At 70.9% G+C, this 24,795-nt stretch carries 27 protein-coding genes and 1 riboswitch; of the genes, 9 read left to right on the top strand and 18 right to left on the bottom strand.

Annotated elements, in window-relative coordinates:
- The first annotated feature begins 357 nt into the window (after window positions 1-357).
- Window positions 358-1,173, top strand: a complete 816-nt coding sequence (locus ACFYOY_RS42255) for a C40 family peptidase (protein ID WP_137966888.1) — start codon at window positions 358-360, stop codon at window positions 1,171-1,173.
- 77 nt (window positions 1,174-1,250) lie between these two features.
- Here the strand turns inward: ACFYOY_RS42255 and ACFYOY_RS42250 are convergent, their stop codons facing one another.
- On the bottom strand, window positions 1,251-1,670 hold the full coding sequence (locus ACFYOY_RS42250) for a CBS domain-containing protein (RefSeq protein ID WP_351900867.1): 420 nt from the start codon (window positions 1,668-1,670) through the stop codon (window positions 1,251-1,253).
- A 253-nt stretch (window positions 1,671-1,923) separates the two neighbouring features.
- On the opposite strand from ACFYOY_RS42250, the gene ACFYOY_RS42245 reads away from it, so the two are divergent.
- Window positions 1,924-2,706: a VOC family protein gene (locus ACFYOY_RS42245; RefSeq protein ID WP_351900869.1), complete on the top strand. Its 783-nt coding sequence runs from the start codon at window positions 1,924-1,926 to the stop codon at window positions 2,704-2,706.
- 75 nt (window positions 2,707-2,781) lie between these two features.
- On the opposite strand, the gene ACFYOY_RS42240 is transcribed toward ACFYOY_RS42245, so the two are convergent.
- The 6 genes from ACFYOY_RS42240 to ACFYOY_RS42215 form a co-directional block, all read right to left on the bottom strand.
- The gene (locus tag ACFYOY_RS42240; RefSeq protein WP_351900871.1) at window positions 2,782-4,092 is read right to left on the bottom strand and encodes a geranylgeranyl reductase family protein; all 1,311 of its coding nucleotides are present in this window, start codon (window positions 4,090-4,092) and stop codon (window positions 2,782-2,784) included.
- A gap of 207 nt (window positions 4,093-4,299) precedes the next feature.
- Window positions 4,300-4,992: a demethylmenaquinone methyltransferase gene (locus ACFYOY_RS42235; RefSeq protein WP_351900873.1), complete on the bottom strand. Its 693-nt coding sequence runs from the start codon at window positions 4,990-4,992 to the stop codon at window positions 4,300-4,302.
- Window positions 4,993-5,046: 54 nt separating this feature from the next.
- On the bottom strand, window positions 5,047-5,496 hold the full coding sequence (locus ACFYOY_RS42230) for a hypothetical protein (RefSeq protein WP_351900875.1): 450 nt from the start codon (window positions 5,494-5,496) through the stop codon (window positions 5,047-5,049).
- A complete protein-coding gene (gene mqnC, locus ACFYOY_RS42225; protein ID WP_078642848.1) occupies window positions 5,496-6,695 on the bottom strand; it encodes a cyclic dehypoxanthinyl futalosine synthase in 1,200 nt (399 codons plus the stop codon). Before mqnC ends, ACFYOY_RS42230 begins: the two co-directional genes overlap by 1 nt.
- Before the next feature lie 105 nt (window positions 6,696-6,800).
- Window positions 6,801-8,609 (bottom strand): protein kinase, encoded by a 1,809-nt coding sequence (locus tag ACFYOY_RS42220; RefSeq protein WP_388593094.1) that lies wholly within the window; start codon window positions 8,607-8,609, stop codon window positions 6,801-6,803.
- 100 nt (window positions 8,610-8,709) lie between these two features.
- Window positions 8,710-9,567 carry a menaquinone biosynthesis protein gene (locus ACFYOY_RS42215; protein WP_351900985.1) on the bottom strand — a complete coding sequence of 286 codons (858 nt, stop codon included), beginning with the start codon at window positions 9,565-9,567 and terminating at the stop codon, window positions 8,710-8,712.
- 356 nt (window positions 9,568-9,923) lie between these two features.
- On the opposite strand from ACFYOY_RS42215, the gene ACFYOY_RS42210 reads away from it, so the two are divergent.
- Window positions 9,924-10,127, top strand: coding sequence for a cold-shock protein (locus ACFYOY_RS42210; RefSeq protein ID WP_030834854.1), 204 nt, complete (start codon window positions 9,924-9,926; stop codon window positions 10,125-10,127).
- Window positions 10,128-10,247: 120 nt separating this feature from the next.
- Here ACFYOY_RS42210 and ACFYOY_RS42205 read toward each other — a convergent pair whose 3' ends face one another.
- Window positions 10,248-10,694, bottom strand: coding sequence for a cupin domain-containing protein (locus ACFYOY_RS42205; RefSeq protein ID WP_351900879.1), 447 nt, complete (start codon window positions 10,692-10,694; stop codon window positions 10,248-10,250).
- Between the two features lie 208 nt (window positions 10,695-10,902).
- Here ACFYOY_RS42205 and ACFYOY_RS42200 point away from each other — a divergent pair, with 208 nt between their 5' ends.
- A complete protein-coding gene (locus ACFYOY_RS42200; RefSeq protein ID WP_351900881.1) occupies window positions 10,903-11,994 on the top strand; it encodes an AraC family transcriptional regulator in 1,092 nt (363 codons plus the stop codon).
- 99 nt (window positions 11,995-12,093) lie between these two features.
- Complete coding sequence (locus ACFYOY_RS42195) at window positions 12,094-13,257, top strand: lipase family protein (RefSeq protein ID WP_351900883.1); 1,164 nt, start codon at window positions 12,094-12,096, stop codon at window positions 13,255-13,257.
- An 81-nt stretch (window positions 13,258-13,338) separates the two neighbouring features.
- Here ACFYOY_RS42195 and ACFYOY_RS42190 read toward each other — a convergent pair whose 3' ends face one another.
- Entirely contained in the window at window positions 13,339-13,953 is a 615-nt protein-coding gene (locus tag ACFYOY_RS42190) for a TetR/AcrR family transcriptional regulator (protein ID WP_351900987.1), read from the bottom strand.
- A 221-nt stretch (window positions 13,954-14,174) separates the two neighbouring features.
- On the opposite strand from ACFYOY_RS42190, the gene ACFYOY_RS42185 reads away from it, so the two are divergent.
- Both ACFYOY_RS42185 and ACFYOY_RS42180 read left to right on the top strand, forming a co-directional pair.
- The gene (locus tag ACFYOY_RS42185; RefSeq protein ID WP_388593089.1) at window positions 14,175-15,188 is read left to right on the top strand and encodes an alpha/beta hydrolase; all 1,014 of its coding nucleotides are present in this window, start codon (window positions 14,175-14,177) and stop codon (window positions 15,186-15,188) included.
- A 2-nt stretch (window positions 15,189-15,190) separates the two neighbouring features.
- Window positions 15,191-15,260: riboswitch (guanidine-III (ykkC-III) riboswitch) on the top strand.
- A gap of 31 nt (window positions 15,261-15,291) precedes the next feature.
- Complete coding sequence (locus ACFYOY_RS42180; protein WP_351900887.1) at window positions 15,292-15,612, top strand: multidrug efflux SMR transporter; 321 nt, start codon at window positions 15,292-15,294, stop codon at window positions 15,610-15,612.
- 61 nt (window positions 15,613-15,673) lie between these two features.
- On the opposite strand, the gene ACFYOY_RS42175 is transcribed toward ACFYOY_RS42180, so the two are convergent.
- The 6 genes from ACFYOY_RS42175 to ACFYOY_RS42150 form a co-directional block, all read right to left on the bottom strand.
- Window positions 15,674-16,999 (bottom strand): dicarboxylate/amino acid:cation symporter, encoded by a 1,326-nt coding sequence (locus ACFYOY_RS42175; RefSeq protein ID WP_351900889.1) that lies wholly within the window; start codon window positions 16,997-16,999, stop codon window positions 15,674-15,676.
- Between the two features lie 377 nt (window positions 17,000-17,376).
- A complete protein-coding gene (locus tag ACFYOY_RS42170) occupies window positions 17,377-17,643 on the bottom strand; it encodes a DUF4229 domain-containing protein (RefSeq protein WP_078642838.1) in 267 nt (88 codons plus the stop codon).
- Between the two features lie 115 nt (window positions 17,644-17,758).
- Window positions 17,759-18,283: a GNAT family N-acetyltransferase gene (locus tag ACFYOY_RS42165; protein WP_351900891.1), complete on the bottom strand. Its 525-nt coding sequence runs from the start codon at window positions 18,281-18,283 to the stop codon at window positions 17,759-17,761.
- A gap of 110 nt (window positions 18,284-18,393) precedes the next feature.
- The gene (locus ACFYOY_RS42160) at window positions 18,394-19,053 is read right to left on the bottom strand and encodes a UdgX family uracil-DNA binding protein (protein WP_351900893.1); all 660 of its coding nucleotides are present in this window, start codon (window positions 19,051-19,053) and stop codon (window positions 18,394-18,396) included.
- 63 nt (window positions 19,054-19,116) lie between these two features.
- A complete protein-coding gene (gene mqnE, locus ACFYOY_RS42155; protein WP_078642837.1) occupies window positions 19,117-20,295 on the bottom strand; it encodes an aminofutalosine synthase MqnE in 1,179 nt (392 codons plus the stop codon).
- A 46-nt stretch (window positions 20,296-20,341) separates the two neighbouring features.
- Window positions 20,342-20,803 (bottom strand): Lrp/AsnC family transcriptional regulator, encoded by a 462-nt coding sequence (locus tag ACFYOY_RS42150; RefSeq protein WP_014054040.1) that lies wholly within the window; start codon window positions 20,801-20,803, stop codon window positions 20,342-20,344.
- 112 nt (window positions 20,804-20,915) lie between these two features.
- On the opposite strand from ACFYOY_RS42150, the gene ACFYOY_RS42145 reads away from it, so the two are divergent.
- A complete protein-coding gene (locus ACFYOY_RS42145) occupies window positions 20,916-21,092 on the top strand; it encodes a hypothetical protein (RefSeq protein WP_165449181.1) in 177 nt (58 codons plus the stop codon).
- An 11-nt stretch (window positions 21,093-21,103) separates the two neighbouring features.
- On the opposite strand, the gene ACFYOY_RS42140 is transcribed toward ACFYOY_RS42145, so the two are convergent.
- The 3 genes from ACFYOY_RS42140 to ACFYOY_RS42130 form a co-directional block, all read right to left on the bottom strand.
- On the bottom strand, window positions 21,104-21,778 hold the full coding sequence (locus ACFYOY_RS42140) for a UbiX family flavin prenyltransferase (RefSeq protein ID WP_351900990.1): 675 nt from the start codon (window positions 21,776-21,778) through the stop codon (window positions 21,104-21,106).
- 81 nt (window positions 21,779-21,859) lie between these two features.
- A complete protein-coding gene (gene mqnP, locus ACFYOY_RS42135; RefSeq protein ID WP_351900897.1) occupies window positions 21,860-22,783 on the bottom strand; it encodes a menaquinone biosynthesis prenyltransferase MqnP in 924 nt (307 codons plus the stop codon).
- A complete protein-coding gene (locus ACFYOY_RS42130) occupies window positions 22,780-24,231 on the bottom strand; it encodes a menaquinone biosynthesis decarboxylase (RefSeq protein WP_351900898.1) in 1,452 nt (483 codons plus the stop codon). Before ACFYOY_RS42130 ends, mqnP begins: the two co-directional genes overlap by 4 nt.
- A 90-nt stretch (window positions 24,232-24,321) precedes the next feature.
- Here ACFYOY_RS42130 and ACFYOY_RS42125 point away from each other — a divergent pair, with 90 nt between their 5' ends.
- Window positions 24,322-24,795: a PLD nuclease N-terminal domain-containing protein gene (locus tag ACFYOY_RS42125; RefSeq protein ID WP_351900899.1), complete on the top strand. Its 474-nt coding sequence runs from the start codon at window positions 24,322-24,324 to the stop codon at window positions 24,793-24,795.

Below are 24,795 nucleotides of genomic sequence, written 5' to 3'. Positions count from 1 at the left end.
TCATGAGCGACCCTCGCCCCGGGCGTCGATCGATCACGGACCCATCGCCGATTGATCACCGGTTCGCGCACGCGTTCACGAGCGGCTCGGAGCGAGTGAGGTATCCCACGCCCGGACCGGTTGTGGATCTAGATTTCCCGGGAACCCTTTGTACGCGGGCCGCATCAGTGGTAGATCGCCCGCAGACATCGCATGGCCGCCAAATGCCGTGCGTAGAGACATGATCGAGAAATTCGGGCATGACTGCCGACGGGGTCACGAAGATCGTTTGGCCCGATTTTTGGGCGTGTGCACGTCAAATGTGGCGCACCCCACTTTTGTTGATCTGGGCCTTAGGGCCCTGGTAGCCAAGGACCTATGTCCCCAGTCGCACACATACCCAGCCACCGGAAGCCCCGCCGTGCCGCGTCCACGCGTGCACTCCGCGCAGGGATGACCGGTGGCTTCCTCACCCTCGCGGTGGCCGGTGCCGCCGTGCCCGCCTCCGCCGCGGAGTCCAACGCCGCCCCGGCCGAGTCCACCCTGGAAATGCCGACCGTCAGCGCCACGCTGGCGAGCACGGCCGCCCAGACCGCGGACGCCACACAGCAGGCCGCATCCGACTACGAGCTCCAGGCCCAGCAGGAGCAGGCGGCCGCCCACGCGAAGATCGCCGCCAAGAAGGCCAAGGCGGAGGCCGACCGTAAGGCGAAGGAAGCCCGGGAGGCGGCCCGTAAGGCGGCCGCCAAGCGTGCGGCCGAGGCCAAGGCCCAGGCGGCGAAGGCGTCGCGCTCCGCCGAGCGCACCACGCTGTCCACCACCAGCGTCAGCAACGCCACCGGCAACGCAGCCACGCTGATCAGCTTCCTGAAGGCGCAGCTGGGCAAGGCGTATGTGCTCGGCTCCAGCGGTCCGTCCTCCTACGACTGCTCCGGGCTGACCCAGGCCGCCTTCAAGCAGGTCGGCGTGAGCCTGCCGCGGGTCTCCCAGGACCAGTCCACCACCGGCACCCCGGTCTCGCTGGACTCCCTGCAGCCGGGCGACCTGCTCTACTGGGGCAGCGCCGGCAGCGCGTACCACGTCGGCGTCTACGTCGGCGACGGCAACTTCATCGGCGCCCAGAACTCGAGCACCGGGATCGTCGAGCGCCCGCTGGACTACGACATGCCCACCGGGGCCGTGCGCGTCCTGTAAGGCGCACCTCCCGACATATAAGGGCCTGGGGCCGCCGTTCCCACCGCGGACGGCGGCCTCACGCCCCCATCACGCGCCTACTGCGCGTAGACCTTCTCCAGGAACTCGCCGAGAAGGTCGTCACTGAGGTGATGGGCCAGATCCGCCTCGGAGATCATTCCGACCAGCCGCTTGTTCTGGTCGATCACCGGCAGCCTGCGGATCTTGTGCTCCTCCATCTCCCGCAGGACGTCCGTGACATCGGCGTCCGCGGAAATCCAGCGCGGAGTGCCCTTGGTGAGCGCCCCGACGGGCGTCCCGGACGGGTCGGCGCCCTCCGCGACACATCCGACGACGATGTCGCGGTCGGTCACGATGCCGCACAGCCGCTCGTTGCTGTCGCTGACCGGCAGGGCCCCCACGTCCAGGTCCCGCATCAGCTGGGCGGCGCGCAGCACCGTCTCGTTCTCCGGAACCCACTGCGCGCCCGGGTGCATGATGTCCGCTGCCTTCGTCATGGTGTACCTCCTGCCAGGCCCACCGGCGGTGGAACCTGCCCTGTGAGCCCAATCGATCCGGCGTCACCGCGGCTGGCGCGCACGGCGCCCCTGCCTTCATTGTCACCACCGCCCCACGGCGACGTCATGTCGAGCCCGGCGGCGGCTGTCGGTGCCCGGTGCCAGACTGAGTAACGAGGCAATCCCGGACAGAACGAGGCAATCGCGAGCAGAACTCCCTGTGTCTTCGCGCTCGACCGTCGAAGGAGCGCCCATGCTCACCACCGATTACGTCCCCGGCGCCCCCAACTGGCTCGATCTGGGCGCCCCCGACACCGAAGCGGCCGTGGCCTTCTACGGCTCCCTGATGGGCTGGCGCTTCGAGTCGGCCGGCCCCGAAGCGGGCGGGTACGGCTTCTTCACCCTGGGCCGCAAGACCGTCGCGGCCGTCGGGCCGCTCACCGAGGAGGGCGCACGGTCCGCCTGGACGCCGTATTTCCACACCCCTGACGCCGAGGCGACCGCGCGGACCGTCGAGCAGTCGGGCGGCACGGTGCGGCTCGCTCCGTTCGACGTCTTCGAGGAGGGGCGGATGGCCCAGTTCACCGACCCCGGTGGCGCCCGCTTCGCCATCTGGCAGCCCGGCAGGACGGCGGGGCTGGACGCGGTCAACGACCCCGGCACCCTGTGCTGGACCGAGCTGCACTCCCCCGATCCCCCCAGGGACCTGGCCTTCTACCGCAAGGTCTTCGGCTGGGACGCCGAGGAGATGTCCTTCCCCGGCGGGGCGTACACGGTGCTGATGACCACCGGCGCCGGCCGGGAGGGCTCCTTCGGCGGCGTCGCCCAGCTCCAGGAGGGGCATTCGACACCGGCGCAGTGGCTGCCGTACTTCGAGGTGGCGGACTGCGACGCGGTGGTGGTCAAGGGACAGGACCTGGGCGGTTCGGTGCTGATGCCGGCCATATCGGCCGAGGGGATCGGCCGGATGGCCTGGCTGGCGGATGTGGTCCGGGCGCCGTTCGGCGTCATCGCGAGCGGCGGCCCCGGGGCATAGCGGCCGGACCGCCGGGCGTGCACGCGGCGAGGGCGTCCGGACACGGGCATGCGACCGGGGCGTCCGGACGAGCCGTCAGGCTCGCGGAGTCACCTTGGTGAGGCCGTTGATGATGCGGTCCATCGCGTCGCCGCCCGTCGGATCCGTCAGATTCGCCAGCAGCTTCAGGGTGAACCGCATCAGCATCGGATGCGTCAGCCCGCGCTGCGCCGCCAGCTTCATGACCTTCGGATTGCCGATCAGTTTCACGAACGCCCGGCCCAGCGTGTAATAGCCGCCGTAGGTGTCCTTGAGGACCTTCGGGTAGCGCTGGAGGGCCAGTTCGCGCTGGGGGGCGGTGGCGCGGGCATGGGCCTGCACGATCACGTCCGCGGCGATCTGCCCGGATTCCATCGCATAGGCGATGCCCTCGCCGTTGAACGGGTTGACCATGCCGCCCGCGTCACCGACGAGCAGCAGCCCGCGGGTGTAGTGCGGCTGCCGGTTGAAGGCCATCGGGAGGGCGGCGCCGCGGATCGGGCCGGTCATGTTCTCCGGGGTGTAGCCCCAGTCCTCCGGCATCGAGGCGCACCACGCCTTGAGGATCTCGCGCCAGTCGAGCTCCTTGAAGGAGGACGAGGTGTTGAGGACGCCCAGGCCCACATTGCTCGTGCCGTCGCCCATGCCGAAGATCCAGCCGTAGCCGGGCAGCAGCCGGTCCTGCGCACCGCGCCGGTCCCACAACTCCAGCCAGGACTCCAGGTAGTCGTCGTCATGGCGGGGCGAGGTGAAGTACGTCCGCACCGCCACGCCCATCGGACGGTCCTCGCGCCGGTGCAGCCCCATGGCGAGCGAGAGCCGGGTGGAGTTGCCGTCGGCGGCGACCACCAGGGGAGCGTGGAAGGTGACGGGCGTCTTCTCCTCGCCCAGCTTCGCGTGGACCCCGGTGATCCGGCCGGTGCGGTCGTCGGTGATCGGGGCGCCCACATTGCAGCGCTCGTACAGCCGGGCCCCGGCCTTCTGCGCCTGCCGCGCCAGCTGCTCGTCGAAGTCGTCGCGCTTACGGACCAGGCCGTAGTTGGGGTACGCGGCCAGATCCGGCCAGTCGAGCTGCAGCCGCACCCCGCCGCCGATGATCCGCAGGCCCCGGTTGCGCAGCCAGCCCGCCTCCTCGGAGATGTCGATCCCCATGGCGACGAGCTGCTTGGTGGCGCGCGGGGTCAGGCCGTCACCGCACACCTTCTCGCGCGGAAAGGCCGTCTTCTCCAGCAGCAGCACATCCAGCCCCGCCTTGGCGAGGTGGTACGCGGTGGTGGAGCCGGCCGGTCCGGCGCCGACGACGATCACATCGGCGCTGCGCTCCGAGATCCCAAAGGACGCGCTCTCGGTGGGTGCGGTCTCGCTCACGCGGGGTCTCCCCAAGCCTCGGTAACGGCGTGCCGGTCACGCCGGGCACTGGACACCTGCAGTCTATGGGGGGCGTAACTCCGGCACTCGCGAAGGGGCGCGAAGGGCAGCAAGGTGCCGTCCCCCGCGGCCCTGCCGGTGACCGCCCGTGGCCGCCTTACGGCTTGTACGGCCGCCTTACGGCTCGTATGCCGCATCGTGGCCGCCTTACGGCTTGTACGCCCGGTGGAGGGCCACCACGCCGCCGGTGAGGTTGCGCCAGGCCGGCCGCTCCCAGCCCGCCGACCGCAGCCGGGCGGCGAGACGGGGCTGGTCCGGCCAGACGCGGATGGACTCGGCGAGGTAGACATACGCGTCCGGGTTGCTGCTGACCGACGTGGCGATCGGCGGCAGCGCGCGCATCAGATACTCGCTGTAGACCGTGCGGAACGGCTCCCATGTGGGGTGGCTGAACTCGCAGATGACGACCCGTCCGCCGGGCCGGGTCACCCGCAGCATCTCGCGCAGCGCCCCCTGCGTGTCCTGGATGTTGCGCAGCCCGAAGGAGATCGTGACGGCGTCGAAGACCCCGTCCGCGAAGGGCAGCCGGGTCGCGTCGCCCGCCGTCAGGGGCAGCCGCGGATGGCGCTTCTTGCCCTCCCGGAGCATCCCGAGCGAGAAGTCGCACGGCACCACGTACGCGCCCGCCGCCTGGAAGGGCAGCGAGGACGTCCCCGTACCGGCGGCGAGGTCGAGCACCCGCTCACCGGCGCGCGCGTCCACGGCCCGGGCGACCGCCTTGCGCCACAGCCGGGCCTGCCCGAGCGACAGCACATCGTTGGTGAGGTCGTATTTGGCCGCCACGCCGTCGAACATGGCGGCAACTTCGTGCGGCTGCTTGTCCAGGGATGCTCGGCTCACGACCCCATTGTTCACCTCCCGCACCCCGCGCCCCCGCCCGGGGCCCGGCGTGCCTCAGCGGCGCCGGTGCACCAGCCGCCCCGCCACCACCGTGGCCAGGCACGCGCCGTCCGCGTCGAAGACGGCCAGGTCCGCGCGGCCCGCCGGGGCGAGGACGGGCGGCCGCGGCCGGTCCAGGACGGTGATACCGCCCCGGTGGGCGGCCGCGCGCAGCTCGGTGTCACCGAGGTGGTGTGCGAGGACGGCGGTCGCGCCGCGCCGCAGCAGGGCGTGGATCCGCTCCCGCGGGCTGGGCGCGTCCGGCACCGGGCCCTCGTGGACGAGGGCCGGGCCGAGCGCCCCGGGCCACTCCCGCACCCGGGCCCGCGGATAGGTCCGCCGCAGCTCTTCCAGGGGGCCGATGGCCGCGATGCGGTCGCCGTCGACCGCGACGGCGGCGTCGTGCAGCGGCGCCGCGTCGTCGGGGGTGTAACGGACGACGGGCGCCGCGTGGAGCGTGAGCATCAGGACGCCTGGATCACCGTCAGCTCGGGGTGGGCCGTGCCACCGTCGATCGCCGTCGAGGACAGATGCGAGACGACGTGGTCGTCGACCGGGTCGTTCGCCGGGTCGTCGTGCACCACCAGGTGCTCGTACGTCGTCGCGCGCTGTGCGGGGACCCGGCCGGCCGCGCGGATGAGGTGGAGCAGCTCCATCCGGTTGGAGCGGTGGCGGGCGCCCGCCGAGGAGACCACGTTCTCCTCCAGCATCACCGAGCCGAGGTCGTCCGCCCCGTAGTGCAGGGCGAGCTGGCCGGCCTCCTTGCCGACGGTCAGCCAGGAACCCTGGATATGGGCGACGTTGTCGAGGAAGAGCCGGGCGATGGCGATCATCCGCAGGTACTCGAAGACGGTCGCCTGCGTCTGGCCCTTCAGATGGTTGTTCTCGGGCTGGTAGGTGTACGGGATGAAGGCGCGGAAGCCGCCCGTACGGTCCTGCACATCGCGGATCATGCGGAGGTGCTCGATCCGCTCGGCGTTGGTCTCGCCGGTGCCCATCAGCATGGTGGAGGTGGACTCCACGCCGAGGTTGTGGGCGATCTCCATGATCTCCAGCCAGCGCTCACCGGACTCCTTGAGCGGTGCGATGGCCTTGCGCGGCCGCTCGGGCAGCAGCTCGGCGCCCGCGCCCGCGAAGGAGTCGAGACCGGCCGCGTGGATACGGCGGATGGCCTCCTCGGCCGAGACGCCCGAGATCCGCGCCATGTGCTCGACCTCGGACGCCCCCAGCGAGTGGATCACCAGCTGCGGGAACGCCTTCTTGATGGCCGAGAAGTGCTTCTCGTAGTACTCCACCCCGTAGTCCGGGTGGTGGCCGCCCTGGAACATGATCTGCGTGCCGCCCAGCTCGACGGTCTCCGCGCAGCGCCGCAGGATGTCGTCGAGATCGCGGCTCCAGCCCTTCGCCGTGTCCTTCGGCGCGGCGTAGAAGGCGCAGAACTTGCACGCCGTGACGCAGACGTTGGTGTAGTTGATGTTCCGTTCGATGATGTACGTCGCGATGTGCTCGGTGCCCGCGTAGCGACGGCGCCGGACCGCGTCGGCGGCGGCCCCCAGCGCGTGCAGCGGAGCCGAGCGGTAAAGGTCGAGCGCCTCTTGTGGGGTGATCCGACCCCCGTCGGCGGCGCGGTCGAGGACTACCTGCACCTCTGCGTTTGCGGTCACCGGGGCGTACCTTTCGGAGGTTTATGGGTGGACCGACCCAGCGTACGCCAGCGCCTGTACGCCAGTACGAGTACGTGGCGGGCACATCAGTGCACCCGCCCCCGCTCATTCGAGCTTGCGCAGCGTGCCCGTGGGGTCACCCGCCTGCTCGTCCTTCGCCTTGTAGCTGAGCGCGCCGTCGGAGGTGAGGGTGAACTGCTCGTCCGTCGAGGCGTCGCTGCACCCCTGCTGGGGCTCGGCCCCCTTCAGGCGCGCGTCGAGGTGGAGTTGTTTCGGGGCCGCCGAGACCAGCTTCCAGGTGCTGTCGCAGCGCAGCACCGACAGCTTGACCCGGCCGCTGGCGACGTCCTGCCCGGTCCGCCCCTGCCGGAAGGTGATGGTCAAGGTGCCCACCGGGATGCCCGAGTCGGAGGTCAGATCGCCCTGCCAGGTGCCGAGGAACGCCTTGGGCACGGCACCCTTCCCGGAGCCGTCAGAAGCTCCGTCTCCCGGGTTCCGCTCGGTGGCGGAGGGGCGGGGGTCCGCGGCGCCCTGGTCGTTGCTGTCGGCGGAGCCGCCGGGCAGCACCTTGAAGAGCACGGCGGCGGTCGTCGCGACGGCCAGCGCACCCGCGACGGACAGCACCAGCGTGCAGCTCAGCGCCTTGGGGCGCTTCTTACCGCCGACGGCGGCGGAGAGCGCGACACTGCGGCCGCCCGGTTTCGCCGACGGCGGGGACGGCGGGGAGGGGAGCGGAGACCGGGCCGGCTGGTCCTGCGGGGGCAGCCCGTTGGCGTACGACGGGTCGGGCGGGCCGAAGGCGCCCAGCAGGGGTGAGACCGGGGCCGGGGCGGGCGGCGGGGTCGGGGAGTCCTCGGCGGGCGGCCGGGTGGTGGAGGGCTCGGCGGCGGGTGGCGCCGTGGCCGACGGCTCGGCCGAGGACGGCCCTATGGCGGACGGCCCTATGGCGGACGGCCCTATGGCGGACGGCCCTATGGCGGGCGGCTCGGCCACCGGCGGCAGGGCCACGGCCTCCGCCTCCAGGTCGAGCAGCTCCACCACCTGCCGGCTCACCCGCTCGACCAGCGCCCCCGGCAGCCAGCCCGGCCGTGCGAGCCCCGAGGCGCCGTCCTCCGGGGCGAGGCGCCGCACGATCCGCTCGGGGGTGGGGCGGTCGGCCGGGTTCTTGGCGAGGCACGCGGCGACCAGATCGCGCAGGTCGCCCGACAGCTCGGGGCCGAGCTTGGGCTCGTCGTGCACCACCTTGTAGAGCAGTGCGGCCGAAGTGTCGCCCGGGAACGGCGGCTTGCCGGTCGCGGCGTACGCCAGCACCGCGCCCAGGGAGAAGACATCGGCCGCGCCCTCGACGCCCTCGCCCAGGATCTGCTCGGGCGCCATATAGCCGGGCGAGCCGATGGAGGCGCCGGTCGAGGTCAGCGACACCGTGCCCTCGGTGGCCCGGGCGATGCCGAAGTCGATCAGCCGCGGACCGTCGAGCGCGAGCAGCACATTGGACGGCTTGACGTCGCGGTGGACCAGGCCGAGGGCGTGCACCGCGGCCAGGGCCTCGGCGAGCCCCGCGCCCAGGGCCCGCACCGCCGACTCGGGCAACGGCCCCTCGTCGGACACGGCCTGGTTGAGCGGAGGGCCCGCCACATAGCCGGTGGCCACCCACGGAATGGGCGCCTCCGGGTCGGCGTCCAGGACCGGTGCGGTGAAGGCGCCGCCGACCCGGCGCGCGGCGTCGACCTCGCGCCGGAAGCGGGCGCGGAACTCCTCGTCCAGCGCGAAATGGGCGTGCACAACTTTCACCGCTACCGTGCGCCCGCCCGCGCTGCGTCCCACAAAGACCCGGCCCATCCCGCCCGAACCGAGCCGTCCGAGCAGCCGGTACGCGCCGATGACCTGCGGATCGTCCGCTCCCAGCGGATCCATCGCGTTGCCTCCCCCTCCGTGCGCCGATCCAGCTTAGGGGGTGTTCCCGCCATCCACGCAGGTCGGTGCGGTCCGGAAGGTCAGGTCAGGTCGACTCAGGTCAGGTCAGCAGATCGACCCGGACGTCCGCCGGGTATCCCGTCGTCGGACCCGTAAGGCGGGCGAACTCCGCGATGCCCCGCAGCTGCTCCGCACCGAGGCTGAAGTCGAGGGTGGTGAAGTAGCGCTCCAGCACCGGCGCCTCGAGCTGCTCCCAGCGCGCCGCCTGCTCGGCGACCTTGCCGACCTCCTCCAGGGAGAGGTTCCGCGACTCCAGGAACGCCTGGTGCACGCCCCGGACGATCTCCGGCTCCCGCTCCAGGTACTCGCGGCGGGCCGCCCACACCGCGAAGACAAAGGGGAGCCCGGTCCACTCCTTCCACATCTGCCCCAGGTCGTGGACCTGGAGGCCCAGCCGGGGCGCGTCGTGGAGATTGGCCCGCAGCGCGGCGTCGCCGATCAGCACCGCCGCCTCGGCCTCCTGCATCATCAGGCTGAGGTCGGGCGGGCAGGTGTAGTAGTCGGGAGTGAGCCCGTACCGCTCGGCGAGCAGCAGCTGAGCCAGGCGTACGGAGGTGCGCGAGGCGGAACCGAGTGCGATGCGCGCCCCGTTCAGCTGCTCCAGCGGCACCTGCGAGACGATCACGCAGGACATCACGGGCCCGTCGCAGCCCACCGCGATGTCGGGGAGCGCGACGAGATCGTCCGCATTGCGCAGATACTCCACCAGGCTGATCGGGCCGATGTCGAGATCGCCACGGACCAGCAGGTCGTTCAGGGCGTCGGGAGATGCCTTGGTGAGCTCGAAATCCAGGAGGGATCCGGTCCTGGCGAGGCCCCAGTACAACGGCATGCAATTGAGGTACTGGATGTGCCCCACTTTTGGCCGGCTGAGCCGATGACCGACAGGGGGCCTGATGCTTTCGGAGGCGTCCTGGGTACTCCGCGAGGGGGAACTCGGTGAATTGTCCACGTCTCGGAGGCTAGCCCCGCTCGCCCCCTGGAATGGCGGCGGGGTGGTCGGCCCACCTTGCGCTGACTGACCGGTAAGCGCTCGACCTGCGATCTTATCCATCCTGGAAGCCAGGGAAACCCCTCGTTTTCGTGATCTTCGGCTCTTTCCTCGTGCACACGGAGCGTGCTAGGCTCGCCGCAAGTTGCAGTTTGGTTTCCTTGCAGTACAGAGCCTGCGGAGCATGTAACCGCGGGCTTTTGTAGTTTTCAGACTTCTTGCAGGTTCTGGAGCAGGGCAACCCTTTGGCCCAAGGAGGGCTTATGGCTACCGGAACCGTCAAGTGGTTCAACGCCGAGAAGGGCTTCGGCTTCATCGCCCAAGACGGCGGCGGCCCCGATGTCTTCGTTCACTACTCCGCGATCAACGCGACCGGCTTCCGTTCTCTTGAGGAGAACCAGGCCGTGACCTTCGACGTCACTCAGGGTCCGAAGGGCCCCCAGGCGGAGAACGTCAGCGCCGTCTGATCCAGCAGCACCACCTAAGGAGCCCTGCTCCCCGCCTGGCGGGGAAGCGGGGCTCCTGCCTTTCCGCCCCCTCTCCGCCCTTTCTGTCTTTCTGCCTTTCCCGGAGCCTCGCGGGGACGGTCAGTCCTCCAGCAGGCGGAAGTCGGCGAAGTCGAAGCCCGGGGAGACCACACAGCTCACCAGGACCTCCTCGTCCGCCGCCGGACGGGCCGACTGCCAGGTGCCCGGCGGGACGACGACCTGAGGCCGCTGACCGGAGGCGATATCGGGGCCCAGGACCAGCTCCGTGGGGGCCGCCTCCGGGCCGTCGCCCGTGCCGCCCAGCCGGAGCCGCAGCGGGCCGCCGCTGTGCCACAGCCACAGCTCGGCCGAGCGCACCACATGCCAGCGGGACTCCTCACCGGGAGTCAGCAGGAAGTAGATCGCCGTGGCGGACGCACGCTCGCCCTCGTACCCCGGCGGCCGCACCGTGACATCGCTGCGCCAGGTCTCCCGGTACCAGCCGCCCTCCGGATGGGGCTCGAGACCGAGCCAATCGGCTGTCGCGGGCCGCCGGGTAGTGGTCATGTCCCTCACCGCTCTCACAGGTCCGTCCGAGCCGTCGAGGATAGCCCGCAAGGCGATCACGTCATCCGTGGGACGCCCACGCCGTCCTCAACTCACGGCGCGCACGCCTCCTGAAGGGGTTCGCGCCGCCCTTATGGTGCTCACGCCGTGTAGGGGACCAACGACGCACCGCTGACGCAACGGCCCGATCGGGCTTACGGTTTTGACCATGGGGCGCGGGCGGCGGACGGTGACGGTGCACCATGTACGGGCCGCGCTGCGCGGTGCGCAGCGGCTCGGCCTCGACACCGTTCCCCTGCTGCAACGGGCCCGGATACCCCCGCTGCTGCTCACCGACGACCGCGCCCGCGTCTCCCCCGAGCAGTTCGCCCGGCTGGTGCGCGCCCTGCACCGGGCCACCGGGGATGAGTTCCTGGGGCTGGGGACCACCCGCAGCCGCCCCGGCACCTTCGCGATGATGTGCTACGCCTCGCTGGGCTGCCCCGACCTCGGCACGGCGGTGGAGCGCGGGGCCCGCTTCTACCGGCTGTTCCCCGGCGGACCCAATCTGGCCCTGGAGCGTGGCGCGGACCGTGGCCGGGAGGCGGTGTTCGCCCTGCGCGGCGGGCTGGGCCCGCATGCGGACGGCCTTACGGCGGCCGAGAACCACATCGTGGCCGAATGGCTCATGCTCATCTGGCACCGGCTCGCCGGCTGGCTGATCGGGCGCCGAATCCCGCTGCTGTGGGCCCAGTTCGCCTATTCCCCGCCCCCGTACGCCGACGACTACGAGCCGCTCTTCGGCTGCCCGCCCCGCTTCGGCGCACCGCGCACCGCGGCCGGTTTCGACCGCCGCTGGCTGACCGCCCCCGTCGTCCAGGACGAGTCCACGCTCCAGACGCTGCTGCGGCACGCGCCCGCCGGGCTGCTCAGCCGCCGCGCTTACGGGACGACCGTGGCCGAGCAGGTGCGGCGCGCGCTCACCGGGGCGCTACGGGCGCGCGGCGGCCCGGCGATGAGCCCACGCGGCCGGCGCACCACGCGGCTTCCGGAGCTACCCGAGGTGGCCGCCCGGCTGGCGGTCAGCCCGGCGACGCTGCGGCGGCGGCTGCGCGAGGAGGGCACGTCCTTCCAGGAGCTCAAGGACACCGTGCGGCGTGACGAGGCGGTCAGCAGCCTGGCCGCGGGGGTCGAGCCCATCGCCGATCTGGCCGCACGGCTGGGCTTCTCCGAGGACACGGCGTTCCACCGGGCGTTCCGGCGCTGGACCGGGTCAACTCCGGGCGCATACCGACATGAGACATGGAGTCAGCAAATCTGAGCGCCACGGTCAGCCACAGACATTCCGCCCGTCCTTACGGTCCTCCCACAGCGACTCGGCACCACCAGAGCGCACTGCCCGCACCGTTGGGAGAGCCGTATGCGCATCCGCACCACCGTGCTCGCCACCCTCGCCGCACTGGCCCTGGCCTCGGCGCCACCCGCCGCCGCGGCCATATCGGGCGCCCCGGCCGCCGGCACCGGCAGACCCGGTGACATCGTCACCTCCGCCCCCACGGCCTTCCGTACCCAGCCCGGGGTGCCGACCGCGACCAGGGCGTGGCACATCACCTACCGCTCGACCACCGCCACCGGCCGCCCCGACGTCGTCTCCGGCACGGTCATCGTCCCCGACGACGGCAAACAGGGCCCCCGGCCGCTCCTCACCTGGGGCATCGGCGCCGTCGGCCTCTCCGATGACTGCGCGGTCTCCGGCCGGTTCCCGCAGGGCACCTCGATCGAGGCCCAGCTCATCGACCTCGCGCTGCGCCGCGGCTGGGCCGTCGCCGTCACCGACTACGAGGGGCTGGGCACCCCGGGCGACCACACCTATACGGCCGGCCGGTCCGAGGGCCATGCCGTCCTGGACGCGGCGCGCGCCGCCCAGGGCCTTCCGGAGGCCGGGCTCTCACCGGACGCTCCCGTCGGCATCATGGGCTACTCCCAGGGCGGCCAGGCGGCCGGCTGGGCCGCCGAACTGCACGCCTCGTACGCCCCCGAGCTGCGGCTGAAGGGCACGGTCGCCGGAGGCGTGCCCGCCGATCTCCCCACGACGCTCGACTACAACGACGGCGGAGCCGGCGCCGGGCTCGCCCTTATGGCACTCACCGGACAGGACGCGGCCTTCCCCGCGCTGCGGCTCGACGCGTACCTCAACGACCGGGGCCGCGGCTATGTGGACTTCATGAAGCGGAACTGCGTGGCCCTCAGCACCATCGCCGGGCTCTTCCAGCACCTGTCCGAGGTGACCGTAAGGGACCCGCTCGCCGGCCCGGCCTGGCAACTCGCGCTGCGATCGTCGTACTTGGGCACCCGCTCCCCGGACCGCCCCGTCTACCTCTACCAGGGCCTGGTGGACGAGCTGATCCCGTACCGGGTCGGCGAGGCGCTGCGCTCCCGCTGGTGCGCCCGGGGCGTGCCGGTGGAGTGGCAGGACTATCCGCTCGACCATGTCACCACGGCGCTGACCGGGATCCCGGCGGCCCTGGACTGGATGGCCGGACGGCTGGCGGACGAGCCGACACGGGGCAACTGCACCGCCTGACGCCCGCCCGACGGCCCAAGGCCCGCCCGACGCCACACCGACCCACACCTCAGCCGATCCACGCCTCAGTCGACCCACATCTCACCCGACCCGATCGGGCGACCATCCCGTCCCCTGGAGCAAACTCCCCAGCCCGGCCCAGGCGAAATTCATCAGGGTGGCCGCGGCCTCCTTGGCCGAGTGCCCGCCCGCTCTCCCGTCCCCCGCCCAGTCCGCGAGCGACTCGGCCGCGCCCACCAGCGCGTGCGCGAGCCCGGACACCTCGGTGCCCGCGAGGGTCCGGGCGCGCGCCCCGCCGCGGGCGTGCTCCCGTGCCGCCGCACCTATCAACTGCGTCACGAACTCCACGATCTCCGCCCGCATCGCGGCCACTTCGCGCGCGTGCGGCTGCCCATGCGTACGGGCCTGCACATGCAACAGCGCCCAGCCGTCGGGATGTTCGGCCGCATGGGCGAAGAAGCCGCTCAGCCCGCTCCACAACTGCCGGTCGGCGGGCGCGTCCCGCTCCACGGCGGCGCGCACCGCGGTCACCAGCGCCGCGGTCTCCCGCCGTATGCACGCCGTGAACAACTCCTCCTTGGAGTTGAGATAGAGATAGACCAACGGTTTGGAAACCCCGGCCAGCTCGGCGATATCGTCCATCGAGGCGTTCTGATAGCCGCTGCGCGCGAAGGCCCGCACCCCCGCGTCCAGCATCTGCTGCTCCCGCACCGCCCGTGGTACGCGCTTGCTCCCCGTCGCCCCGCCCACCCAGGCCGCCCCCTTCGATCGTGCCCCCGCACACATATCGCGAGTAAGCCTACGTGGGACCACTGTCGGCGCTCTTGCCACGGCCGCCCGCCGACATCAAAGTTTCAACTGACCATGCACCGTGCCCCGTTCAGCTCCGTACGCAGCGCCGCGAAGGAGAACGAACGATGCCGAACCGCCGCAGAGCCGTCGCCGCACTCACCGCGCTGGCCGCCGCACCGCTCCTGACGACCACCGCCGAAGCCCGCTCCCCGGAGCCCGGCTCCTCGAAGGCCCGTCCCCCGGAAGCTGCCGGACGCCGGACGCCCGCCCGCGCGCGCCTCATCGCCGCGGACCGCGTCAGCGAGCGCGTCCTCGACCTGACGATCGACTCCCCCGCCCTGGGCCGCGAGGGCCATGCCCGCGTCCTCCTCCCCACCGGCTACGACCGCCGGCCCCACCACCGCTGGCCCGTCCTCTATCTGCTCCACGGCTGCTGCGACCCGGGCCCCGGCTGGGAGGCGTGGACCCTCAACACCGATGTCGAGGCCATCACCGCCGGCACCCCGGCCCTGATCGTCTCCCCCGAGGGCGGCCCCGTCGGCTTCTACTCCAACTGGTGGAACGGCGGCCACTACGGCCCGCCCGCCTGGGAGACCTTCCACCTGGCCGAGCTGCGCCCCCTCCTGGAGCGCGCCCTACGGGCCAACGGCCGCCGGGCCATCGCCGGCCTGTCCATGGGCGGCTTCGGCGCCCTGTCCTACGCCGCCCGCCACCCTCGCCTGTTCCGTGCGGCGGCGTCCTTCAGCGGTGTCATCCACACCGCCTTGGACCCCACCGGCGTCCAAGGCATCCTTACGGGCCAGGGCGCCGACCCGACGGCACTGTGGGGAGACCCCGCCGCCCAGTCCGCGCTCTGGGACGCCCACAACCCGTACGCCCTCATCTCCCGGCTCCCCCGCGGCTATCCGCTCTACGTCGCCTGCGGCAACGGCACCCCCGGCCCCCTCGACCCTCCGGACCGCCCCGAGGACACCCTGGAGCGCGGCCTCGGCGAGATGGCCCAGCGCTATGTGCGCCGCGCCCGCGCCCACGGCCTGGCCGTCACCGCCCACCTCTACGGCCCCGGCACCCACACCTGGCCCTACTGGGAGCGCGAGCTCACCCGGGCCCTGCCCCTCCTCACCGGCCCGATCGCCTGACGCCGGGGTTTGCTACGGTCGAAAACAACCCGACGAGACGCGCCGTACCGGGCCCCGCAAAGACGACGCACCCCGTAACGAGAGACTTCACGGAGGTGCCGTCATGGCATGGGTCCTGCTGCTCACCGCCGGACTGTTCGAAATCTGCTGGTCGATCGGCATGAAGCTGAGCGACGGCTTCACCCGGCTGTGGCCCAGCGTGTTCACCGTCGCCGGTCTGATCGTGAGCATGGGGCTGCTGAGCGTGGCGGTGAAGAGCCTGCCCATCGGCACGGCCTACGGCGTCTGGGTCGGCATCGGCGCGGTCGGCACCGCACTGCTGGGCATGATCCTCTTCCAGGAACCGGTCACCCCGGCCCGGATCTTCTTCCTGCTCCTGCTGGTGGTGGCCATCGTCGGTCTGGAGGCCACGGCGGGCGGGTGAACAGCGCGGTGCCCCCGGACCTCATGAGGTCCGGGGGCACCGCTTTGGCGCCGGTCAGGGGTTACGCGGCGGCCAGCTGGCGCTCGGGCTCGTCGCGCTCGTCCAGCGGGGAGGCGCTCGCGTGGGCGTACGCCTCGTGGTCGAGGATCTTCTCGCGGGCCGAGACGATCACCGGGATCAGCGCCTGGCCGGCCACGTTCGTGGCGGTCCGCATCATGTCCAGCACCGGGTCGATGGCCATCAGCAGGCCGACGCCCTCCAGGGGGAGGCCCAGGGTGGAGAGGGTCAGGGTCAGCATGACCGTGGCGCCCGTAAGGCCGGCGGTGGCGGCGGAGCCGATGACCGAGACGAAGGCGATCAGGAGGTAGTCGCCGATGCCGAGGTGGACGTCGAAGATCTGGGCGATGAAGATCGCGGCGATCGCCGGGTAGATCGAGGCGCAGCCGTCCATCTTCGTCGTCGAGCCGAAGGGCACCGCGAAGGAGGCGTACTCCTTGGGGACGCCCAGCCGCTCGGTGACCTTCTGGGTCAGTGGCATGGTGCCGACCGAGGAGCGGGAGACGAAGGCGAGCTGGATGGCGGGCCAGGCGCCCTTGAAGAAGCTCAGGGGGTTGACCTTGGCGACCGTCGCGAGCAGTAGCGGGTAGACGCCGAACATCACCAGTGCGCAGCCGATGTAGATGTCGGCGGTGAAGGTCGCGTACTTGCCGATCAGGTTCCAGCCGTAGTCGGCGATGGCGGTGCCGATGAGGCCGAGGGTGCCCAGCGGGGCGAGGCGGATGACCCACCACAGGGCCTTCTGGAGCAGGTCGAGCACCGACTGGCTCAGGGTGAGGATCGGCTGGGCCTTCTCGCCGAGCTGGAGGGCCGCGACGCCCGCGACGGCGGCGATGAAGACGATCTGCAGGACGTTCAGCTCGGTGAACGGGGTGATGACGTCGGTCGGCACGATCCCGGTGAGGAAGTCCAGCCAGGAGCCCGCGTGGTCGGGCTTGGCGCCGTCCTTGGGGGTCAGATCGGTGCCGGCGCCCGGGTTGGTGATCAGGCCGATCGCGAGGCCGATGGCGACGGCTATGAGCGAGGTGGCCATGAACCACAGCAGGGTGCGGGTCGCCAGCCGGGCGGCGTTGTTGACGTTCCGCAGATTGGTGATCGAGATCAGGATCGCGAAGAACACCAGCGGGGCGACGGCCAGCTTCAGCAGCTGGACGAAGATCGAGCCGATCTTGTCGAGCGTGGTGACCAGCCAGCCGACATCACCGCTGCGGGCGATCCAGCCCAGCACCACACCGAGGACGAGGCCCAGCAGGATCTGCGCCCAGAAGGGCACCTTGGGCAGGCGGAAGGACGACGGCCCCTGGGGGGACGCCTTGAGGGCGGACGACAACGGACACACTCCGGTGGAGGTAAGAGGGCGGGAGAAAGCCAGGAGTCCGTACGGGATCTCCGGCCGCTGTGCGTGAGGTCGATCAGCGGCGACGACAGGCCGCGGACAGGCAGCGGCAAAGATCGATGTGCAGGCGCGCCACGAGCGGAACGCTCGCGGAGATGAGGGGCGCGGCTGCTGTCTTCATGACAAGTACATTAACACCGCCGCTTTGGGGAACCCAAAGGAAATCTTTGACTTCTGGCGGCTTCTGTGGGCTCCTGACGGCCCCTGAGGGACCGAAAGACATCAACGCCCCCTGTGCCAACGGAAGCTGGCACAAGGGGCGTCGGTGGAGTGTGTGGGGTGGTGTGAGGAGGGTTACAGTCCGGCGCGGGTCAGACGCCGTCCTCCTGGCTCTGGTTCGCCGCCAGCCGCTCCTTGGCGCGGTCCACCTTCTCGGCGACCTGGACGGCCACGGCGTCCCGCTGCCTGCGCAGCATCACCCAGCTGAGCGGCGCGGAGACGACCAGCGCGAGCAGCGCCACCCAGAAGAGGTTGGAGCTGCCGAGGCCGGAGGGCAGCACCCGGACGTAGACCAAGCCCCAGATGGCCAGGAACGAGCCGACGAAGATTCCCAAGCGCATGAGGGTGTAGCGGAACATGGCACTCGGCGTGAAGGACACGACTCGTCCTCTCTCCTGGGAGTTCTGCTGGGCGTTCTGCCGGAGCTTGCGCCGGGAGAAACTGTCCTCCCAGTGAACCACGGCCGGTTTCTGATCAATTCAGCGGCAGCCACATGGTGATGTCGTCCCGGAAGTCGTCGTCCGCGACCCTGATCGCGCCGGGCACCCGCCCGACCTCCTTGTAGCCGCACGCCTCGTAGAAGCGGTCCGCCCCGGTGCCGCCGCGGCAGGTGAGCCGTATCCCCCGGATGCCGTCCATATCGCGCGCGGCGTCCTCGGCGGCGGCCATAAGGGCGCGGCCATATCCCTTGCCCTGGTGGGAGGGGTGCACCATCACGGTGTAGAGCCAGCACCAGTGGCGCATCAGCCGGTGGACGTTGAAGGTGAAGAACGCGGTGGCGGCCACCGCGCCGTCCTCGTCGCGGCCGATGAGCAGGCGGGTCCGGCCCTCCGTCATCGCGGCGAGGTGCTTGAGCAGATCGGGGCGTATGTCGTCCTTGGCCACGGGCGGTACGAAGCCGACGGCGCCGCCCGCGTTCGAGACGTCGGCCCAGAGGGCGCAGACGGAGTCGAGCAGCTCGGGGGTGGCCTCGGGGTCGAGTTCAAAGCGCAGGGACATGCGGCCGACGATACCCACCGGGACTGTCAGTGGCTCACGCGCCTCAGGCCCCTTACACGACGGCGGCCGGGGCTCCCGGGGCTTCGGTACGCGACGCCCTGGCCGCTCGCTCAGCCGAGCACCTCCGCCGCGACCCTCAGATCCGCCACCAGCCCCTCGTACACCGCCTCCCGGTCATCGGCCCGCAGCACCGCGGAGGGGTGGATCGTGGGGACGATCAGGGCGCCGTGCGCCGGTCCCGACGCGTCGCCCTCCAGCTGCGTCCCACGCTCTTTGGTCACCCGGAACGACGAGCCGAGCAGCGCCTTCCCGGCCGTGGCGCCGAGCGCCACGATCACCTCGGGCCCGATCAGCTCCACCTCGGCCTCCAGCCAGGGTCCGCAGGCGGCGAGCTCGCGCAGGCTGGGCGGCTTGTGGATGCGCCGCTTGCCGCGCTCGGGGACGTGGGTGAACTTGAAGTGCTTGACGGCGTTGGTGATGTACGTCTCGTCCGGGTCGATCCCGGCCTCGGCCAGGGCCCGGTCGAGGACCTTGCCGGCCGGTCCCACGAAGGGCTTGCCCTGCCGGTCCTCCTGGTCGCCCGGCTGCTCGCCCACGAGCATGGCCCGGGCGCCCGGGTCGCCGGCGCCGAAGACCGTCTGCGTGGTGTCGCGGTGCAGCGGGCAGCCGCGGCACCCGGCCGCCGCCTCCCGGAGCGCGCCCAGGTCGGCGCCGTCCGGGACGAAGGGGGCGGCGGTGTACGCGTCCTCGGGGCTCTTCGTACCGGCCATGGCCCCCGAGTGCCCCGCTCGGCGGCCGTCAGACAGCGGCCGCCGGGCGGTGGGCAGGACGGGTCACACCCGCATCGGCTGCGGGGACTCGCGGCGGGCCGCGTCCGGGCCCTCGAACTCGCGGATGATCTCGTAGCGGGTGTTCCGCTCCACCGGCCGGAAGCCGGCGTCCCGGATCAGCTCGAGCAGGTCGTCGCGGGTGAGCTTGTTGGGCGTCCCGTAGGAGTCGGCGTCGTGAGTGATCTTGTACTCGACGACCGAGCCGTCCATGTCGTCCGCGCCGTGGTTGAGCGCGAGCTGTGCGGTCTGCACGCCGTGCATCACCCAGAAGACCTTGACGTGCGGCACGTTGTCGAACAGCAGCCGCGAGACGGCGAAGGTCTTCAGCGCCTCGGCGCCGGTCGCCATGGTGGTGCGGGCCTGAAGACGGTTGCGGATCTTGCCGTCCTTCATGTCCACGAAGTCGTGCTGGTAGCGCAGCGGGATGAAGACCTGGAAGCCGCCGGTCTCGTCCTGGAGCTCACGCAGGCGCAGCACGTGGTCCACCCGGTGGCGGGGCTCCTCGATATGCCCGTAGAGCATCGTGCAGGGGGTCTTGAGCCCCTTCTCGTGCGCGAGCCGGTGGATGCGCGACCAGTCCTCCCAGTGGGTTTCGTGGTCGACGATGTGCTGCCGGATCTCCCAGTCGAAGATCTCGGCGCCGCCGCCGGTGAGCGACTCCAGTCCGGCGTCGATCAGCTCGTCGAGGATCTCCGAGGCCGGCATGCCGGAGATCTTCTCGAAGTGGTGGATCTCGGTGGCGGTGAACGCCTTGAGCGAGACCTGCGGCAGGGCTTCCTTGAGCGCCTTGAGCGAGCGCGGATAGTAGCGCCAGGGAAGGGTCGGGTGCAGGCCGTTGACGATGTGGAGCTCGGTGAGGTTCTCGTTCTCCATCGCCTTCGCGAGGCGGACGGCCTCCTCGATGCGCATCGTGTAGGCGTCCTTCTCGCCGGGCTTGCGCTGGAAGGAGCAGTACGCGCACGACGCGGTGCACACGTTCGTCATGTTGAGGTGGCGGTTGACGTTGAAGTGCACGACGTCGCCGTTCTTACGGGTGCGCACCTCATGGGCGAGACCGCCCAGCCAGGCCAGGTCGTCGGACTCGTAGAGGGCGATGCCGTCCTCCCGCGAGAGCCGCTCGCCCGCGCGGACCTTCTCTTCCAACTCCCGCTTGAAACCCGCGTCGTGTGTGGTCCCCGTCACCCCGGTCGCCTCCCAATACGTCTGCTGATGTCAGCCTTCGCCGAGACTACGCCTCGATGTCCTCGGGAAGCTCGCCGACCCGGTTCTCCCACTTGGTGGAGAGCACGATCGTGGTGCGGGTGCGGGAGACGCCCTTGGTGCCGGAGAGCCGGCGGATGGTCCGCTCCAGGCCGTCCACGTCGGAGGCGCGCACCTTGAGCATGTAGGAGTCGTCGCCCGCGATGAACCAGCAGTCCTCGATCTCGGCGAGCTCGCGCATCCGGTGGGCCACCTCCTCGTGGTCGGTGGCGTCCGAGAGCTGGATGCCGATCAGGGCGGTGACGCCCAGTCCGAGGGAGGCGGCGTCGACGGTCGCGCGATAACCGGTGATCACCCCGGCGGCCTCCAGGCGGTTGATCCGGTCCGTGACGCTGGGCCCGGAGAGGCCGACCAGCCTGCCCAGCTCCGCGTACGAGGCCCGGCCGTTCTCCCGCAGGGCCTGGATGAGCTGCCTGTCCACCGCGTCCATAAGCACGTACGCCTTCCATTATTCAGAGATTGAGCGAGATTACATGTAGAATCTAAGGCATCAGGACCACAAGTCCTGTAAATCTTTCAGGCGATCAACCTGTCCTCAGGAGATGAGACTCACCGTGTACACGATCGAGGGTCTAGAGGCCCGCATGCTCGAGCTGCGGGACCTGGCCAACCGCTCGCGTGCAGCCCATGCCACCGACCGGCCCGTCTCCCGTGCGGCCCGCCGCGCGGCCGTCGTCGCGGCCCGGGCCGCGCGCACCAGGAGGCGCTGGACCCGCTAGGGCGGGCGCCCCTAGGCCGTTCCCCGGTCCCGGTCCCCACCGAGCTCCCCCTCCCACCGGCGGTACAGCTTGTGCGGCACCCCCGCCGCGTCCAGCACCCGCCCCGCGACAAAGTCCACCAGATCCTGGATGTGCGTCGCCCCCGCGTAGAACGCCGGCGAGGCGGGCAGCACCACCGCGCCCGCCTCGTCCAGCGACACCAGAGCCTTGAGGGTCTGCCCGTTCAGCGGCGTTTCGCGCACCGCCACCACGAGCTTGCGCCGTTCCTTGAGCGTGACGCTCGCGGCCCGCTGGAGCAGGTCCTTCGACAGCCCGAGCGCCACCCCGGCCACGCACGCGGTGCTCGCCGGGACGATCAGCATCCCCTTGGTCGGGTACGAGCCGGAGGACGGCCCGGCCGCCAGGTCCCCGGCCGCCCAGTGGGCCACGTCCGCGACCGCGGCGGGCACCTCGAAGACGTCGGGTCTGCCGTCCGCGCCCCGCGCCAGCCAGCGGCGCAGATCCTCGCGCCAGTGGGCATCCCGGAACCCGATCCCCGTCTCGTCCAGCAGCGTCAGCCGTGAGGCCCTGCTGACCACGAGGTCGACGGCCTCCCCCGCCGCCAGCAGCGCGCGCAGCACCGAGGCGGCGTACGGCGTCCCGGACGCGCCGGACACACCGACCACCCAGGGACGGCGCCGGCTCACTTCTTCGTGCGGCCCGTACGGCTCGTGCGGTCCGTAAGGCTCGTGCGGCGTCTCCACGTCACCGAGCCTATCCGGCGGGTCTCACAGGCTGAGGCCCCGCACCACGAGGTCCAGGAGCGCGCAGGCGAAGAGGGCGATCCCGATGAAGCCGTTGACCGTGAAGAAGGCGCGGTTCAGCCGGGACAGATCGCCGGGCCGCACGATGGTGTGCTCGTACCCGAACGCCACCGCGACGATCACCAGCCCCACCCAGAAGAACGCCCCGGCGTCCGTGGCCAGCGCGTACCAGACCAGCAGGGCCGTGGTGACCACATGGCAGACGCGCGCCCCGTACAGGGCGCCCGCGATGCCGAAGCGGGCCGGCACCGACCGCACCCCGTGCGCCCGGTCCGCCGCCACGTCCTGGCAGGCGTAGATCAGGTCGAAGCCGCCGATCCAGATGCCGATCGCGAGCCCGAGGATCACCGCGTCCCACGACCACTCGCCGGTGACCCCGATCCAGGCGCCCACCGGGCCGATGGCCTGGGCCAGCCCCAGGATGGCGTGCGGATAGTCGGTGAACCGCTTGCCGTACGGATAGACCACCATCGGCACCACCGCGAACGGCGCCAGCGCCAGGCAGAGCGGGCCCAGGAGCGCCGCCGCGCCCAGGAACACGGCGAGCGCGATGAGCGCGCCGGTCCAGGCGGTGCGCACCGACACGGCGCCGGTGACCAGCTCACGGCCTGCGGTGCGCGGATTACGGGCGTCGATCTCGCGGTCGATGATCCGGTTGCAGGCCATCGCGAAGGTGCGCATGCCCACCATGGCGACCGTGATCAGCAGCAGCCGCGTCCAGTGGACGGTGCCGTCCCACAGATGCATCGCGGTCAGCGCGGCCGTGTAGGCGAAGGGCAGCGCGAAAACCGAGTGCTCGATCATCACCAGCCGCAGAAAGGCGCGGACCCGGCCGGGCGGCGCCGGTTCGGGGCCGAAGAGATCGGAGGTTGCGGAATCGGCGCTCACAGCCCGTACTCCTTCCATCGCTTTGTCACCCGATCGGCGATCTCCGGGTCGGACATGACCATGCGCGGCCATCCGCCGTCGCGCGTATAGCCCTCCTCGGGCCATTTCGCGGTGGCGTCGATGCCTGCCTTGCCGCCCCAGAACTGCTGGTACGAGGCGTGGTCGAGGTGGTCGACGGGGCCATCGACCACGGTCAGATCGCGGCCGTAGTCGGTGTTCCCGAGGGCGCGCCAGGAGACCTCGTGCAAATCGTGTACATCGCAGTCGGCGTCGACCACGACGATCAGCTTGGTGAGCGACATCATGTGGGCGCCCCAGATGGCGTGCATCACCTTCTGCGCATGCTTGGGGTACTTCTTGTCGATCGAGACGATCGCGCAGTTGTGGAATCCTCCGGACTCGGGGAGGTGGTAGTCCACGATGTCCGGGATGATGATCTTGAGCAGCGGGAGGAAGAACCGCTCGGTCGCCCGCCCCAGCGGTCCGTCCTCGGTCGGCGGACGGCCCACCACGATCGACTGGAGCAGCGGCCGCCGCCGCATCGTCACACAGTCGATGGTCAGGGCCGGGAACGGCTCCTGGGGCGTGTAGAAGCCCGTATGGTCGCCGAACGGGCCCTCCGGCAGCATCTTTCCGGGCTCCAGCCAGCCCTCGATGACGACCTCGGCGGCCGCCGGGACCTGGAGCGGCACCGTCTTGCAATCGACCATCTCGACCCGCCGGCCCTGGACGAACCCCGCGAAGAGGTACTCGTCGATATCGCCGGGCAGCGGCGCGGTCGAGGCGTAGGTCACGGCGGGCGGTGCGCCGAAGGCGACCGCCACCGGGAGCTTCTCCCCGCGCCGGGCGGCCACTTGGTAGTGGTTGCGGCTGTCCTTGTGGATCTGCCAGTGCATGCCGATGGTGCGGCGGTCATGGCGCTGGAGGCGGTAGAGGCCGAGGTTGCGCACCCCGGTCTCGGGGTGCTTGGTGTGGGTGAGGCCGAGGTTGAAGAACGACCCGCCGTCCTCGGGCCAGGTGAACAGCGCCGGAAGCTGGTCCAGATCGACGTCCTCGCCGGTGAGGACCACCTCCTGGACGGGCGCCTCCTTCACCTTCTTCGGCGGCACATGGGCCATCGAGCCCAGCTTCCCGAACGCCTCGCGCATGCCGCCGAACCCCTGCGGCAGCTCGGGTTTGACCAGCCCGCCGATCTTCTCGCTGATCTCGTCGTACGAGCGGAGTCCGAGGGCCTTGAGGAGGCGGCGGTCGGTGCCGAAGACATTCATGGCCAGCGGCATCGCCGAGCCCTTGACGTTCTCGAAGAGCAGCGCGGGGCCGCCGGCCTTGTTGACCCGGTCGACGATCTCCCCGACCTCCAGATACGGATCGACTTCGGCCTTGACCCTCTTGAGGTCGCCTTCCTTGTCGAGCGCCCGCAGAAAGGAACGAAGATCGTCATAAGCCATGCGTCCCAGTATCCGGTACGCACTACCCTGGTCCCGTAACTGGGGGCCCGAGCCACCGCCCCGAACACCACACGCAGGGGGAATCGCCTCATGCTACGGGTGCTGATGATCCTGGTGCCGCTGGCACTGAGCATCTACGCGTTCATCGACTGCATCACCACCGACGAACAGGACATCCGCTATATCCCCAAGCCCATCTGGGCGATCCTCGTCCTGCTGTTCCCCGTCGTGGGCTCCATCTCCTGGCTGATCGCGGGCCGTAAGCGTGCCGTCGCCGGAGGCGGCGGACGCGGCGCTGCCCGGAGCGCGGGCGGCGGGGGCGGGTGGGTCGCGCCGGACGACAATCCCGAGTTCCTCAAGTCCCTGAACGACAAGAGCCGTAAGGACGACGGGGACGCGCAGGCCGACCCGCCCGGCGACCACGAGGAGAGCGACGAAGAGCGCCTGAAGGACTGGGAGGCCGACCTCCGTCGCCGCGAGGAGGAACTGCGCCGCAAGGGCGAGGGACCCGGTTCCGGTTCCGGCTCCGGTCCCGAGGACTCACCGCCGCCGGCCGCGTCCTGA

The sequence above is a fragment of the Streptomyces sp. NPDC007875 genome (assembly GCF_042868035.1).
Lineage (GTDB): Bacteria > Actinomycetota > Actinomycetes > Streptomycetales > Streptomycetaceae > Streptomyces > Streptomyces antimycoticus.
Note: the sequence above shows the minus strand (reverse complement) of the source record. Positions and strands in the feature narration are given on the sequence as shown.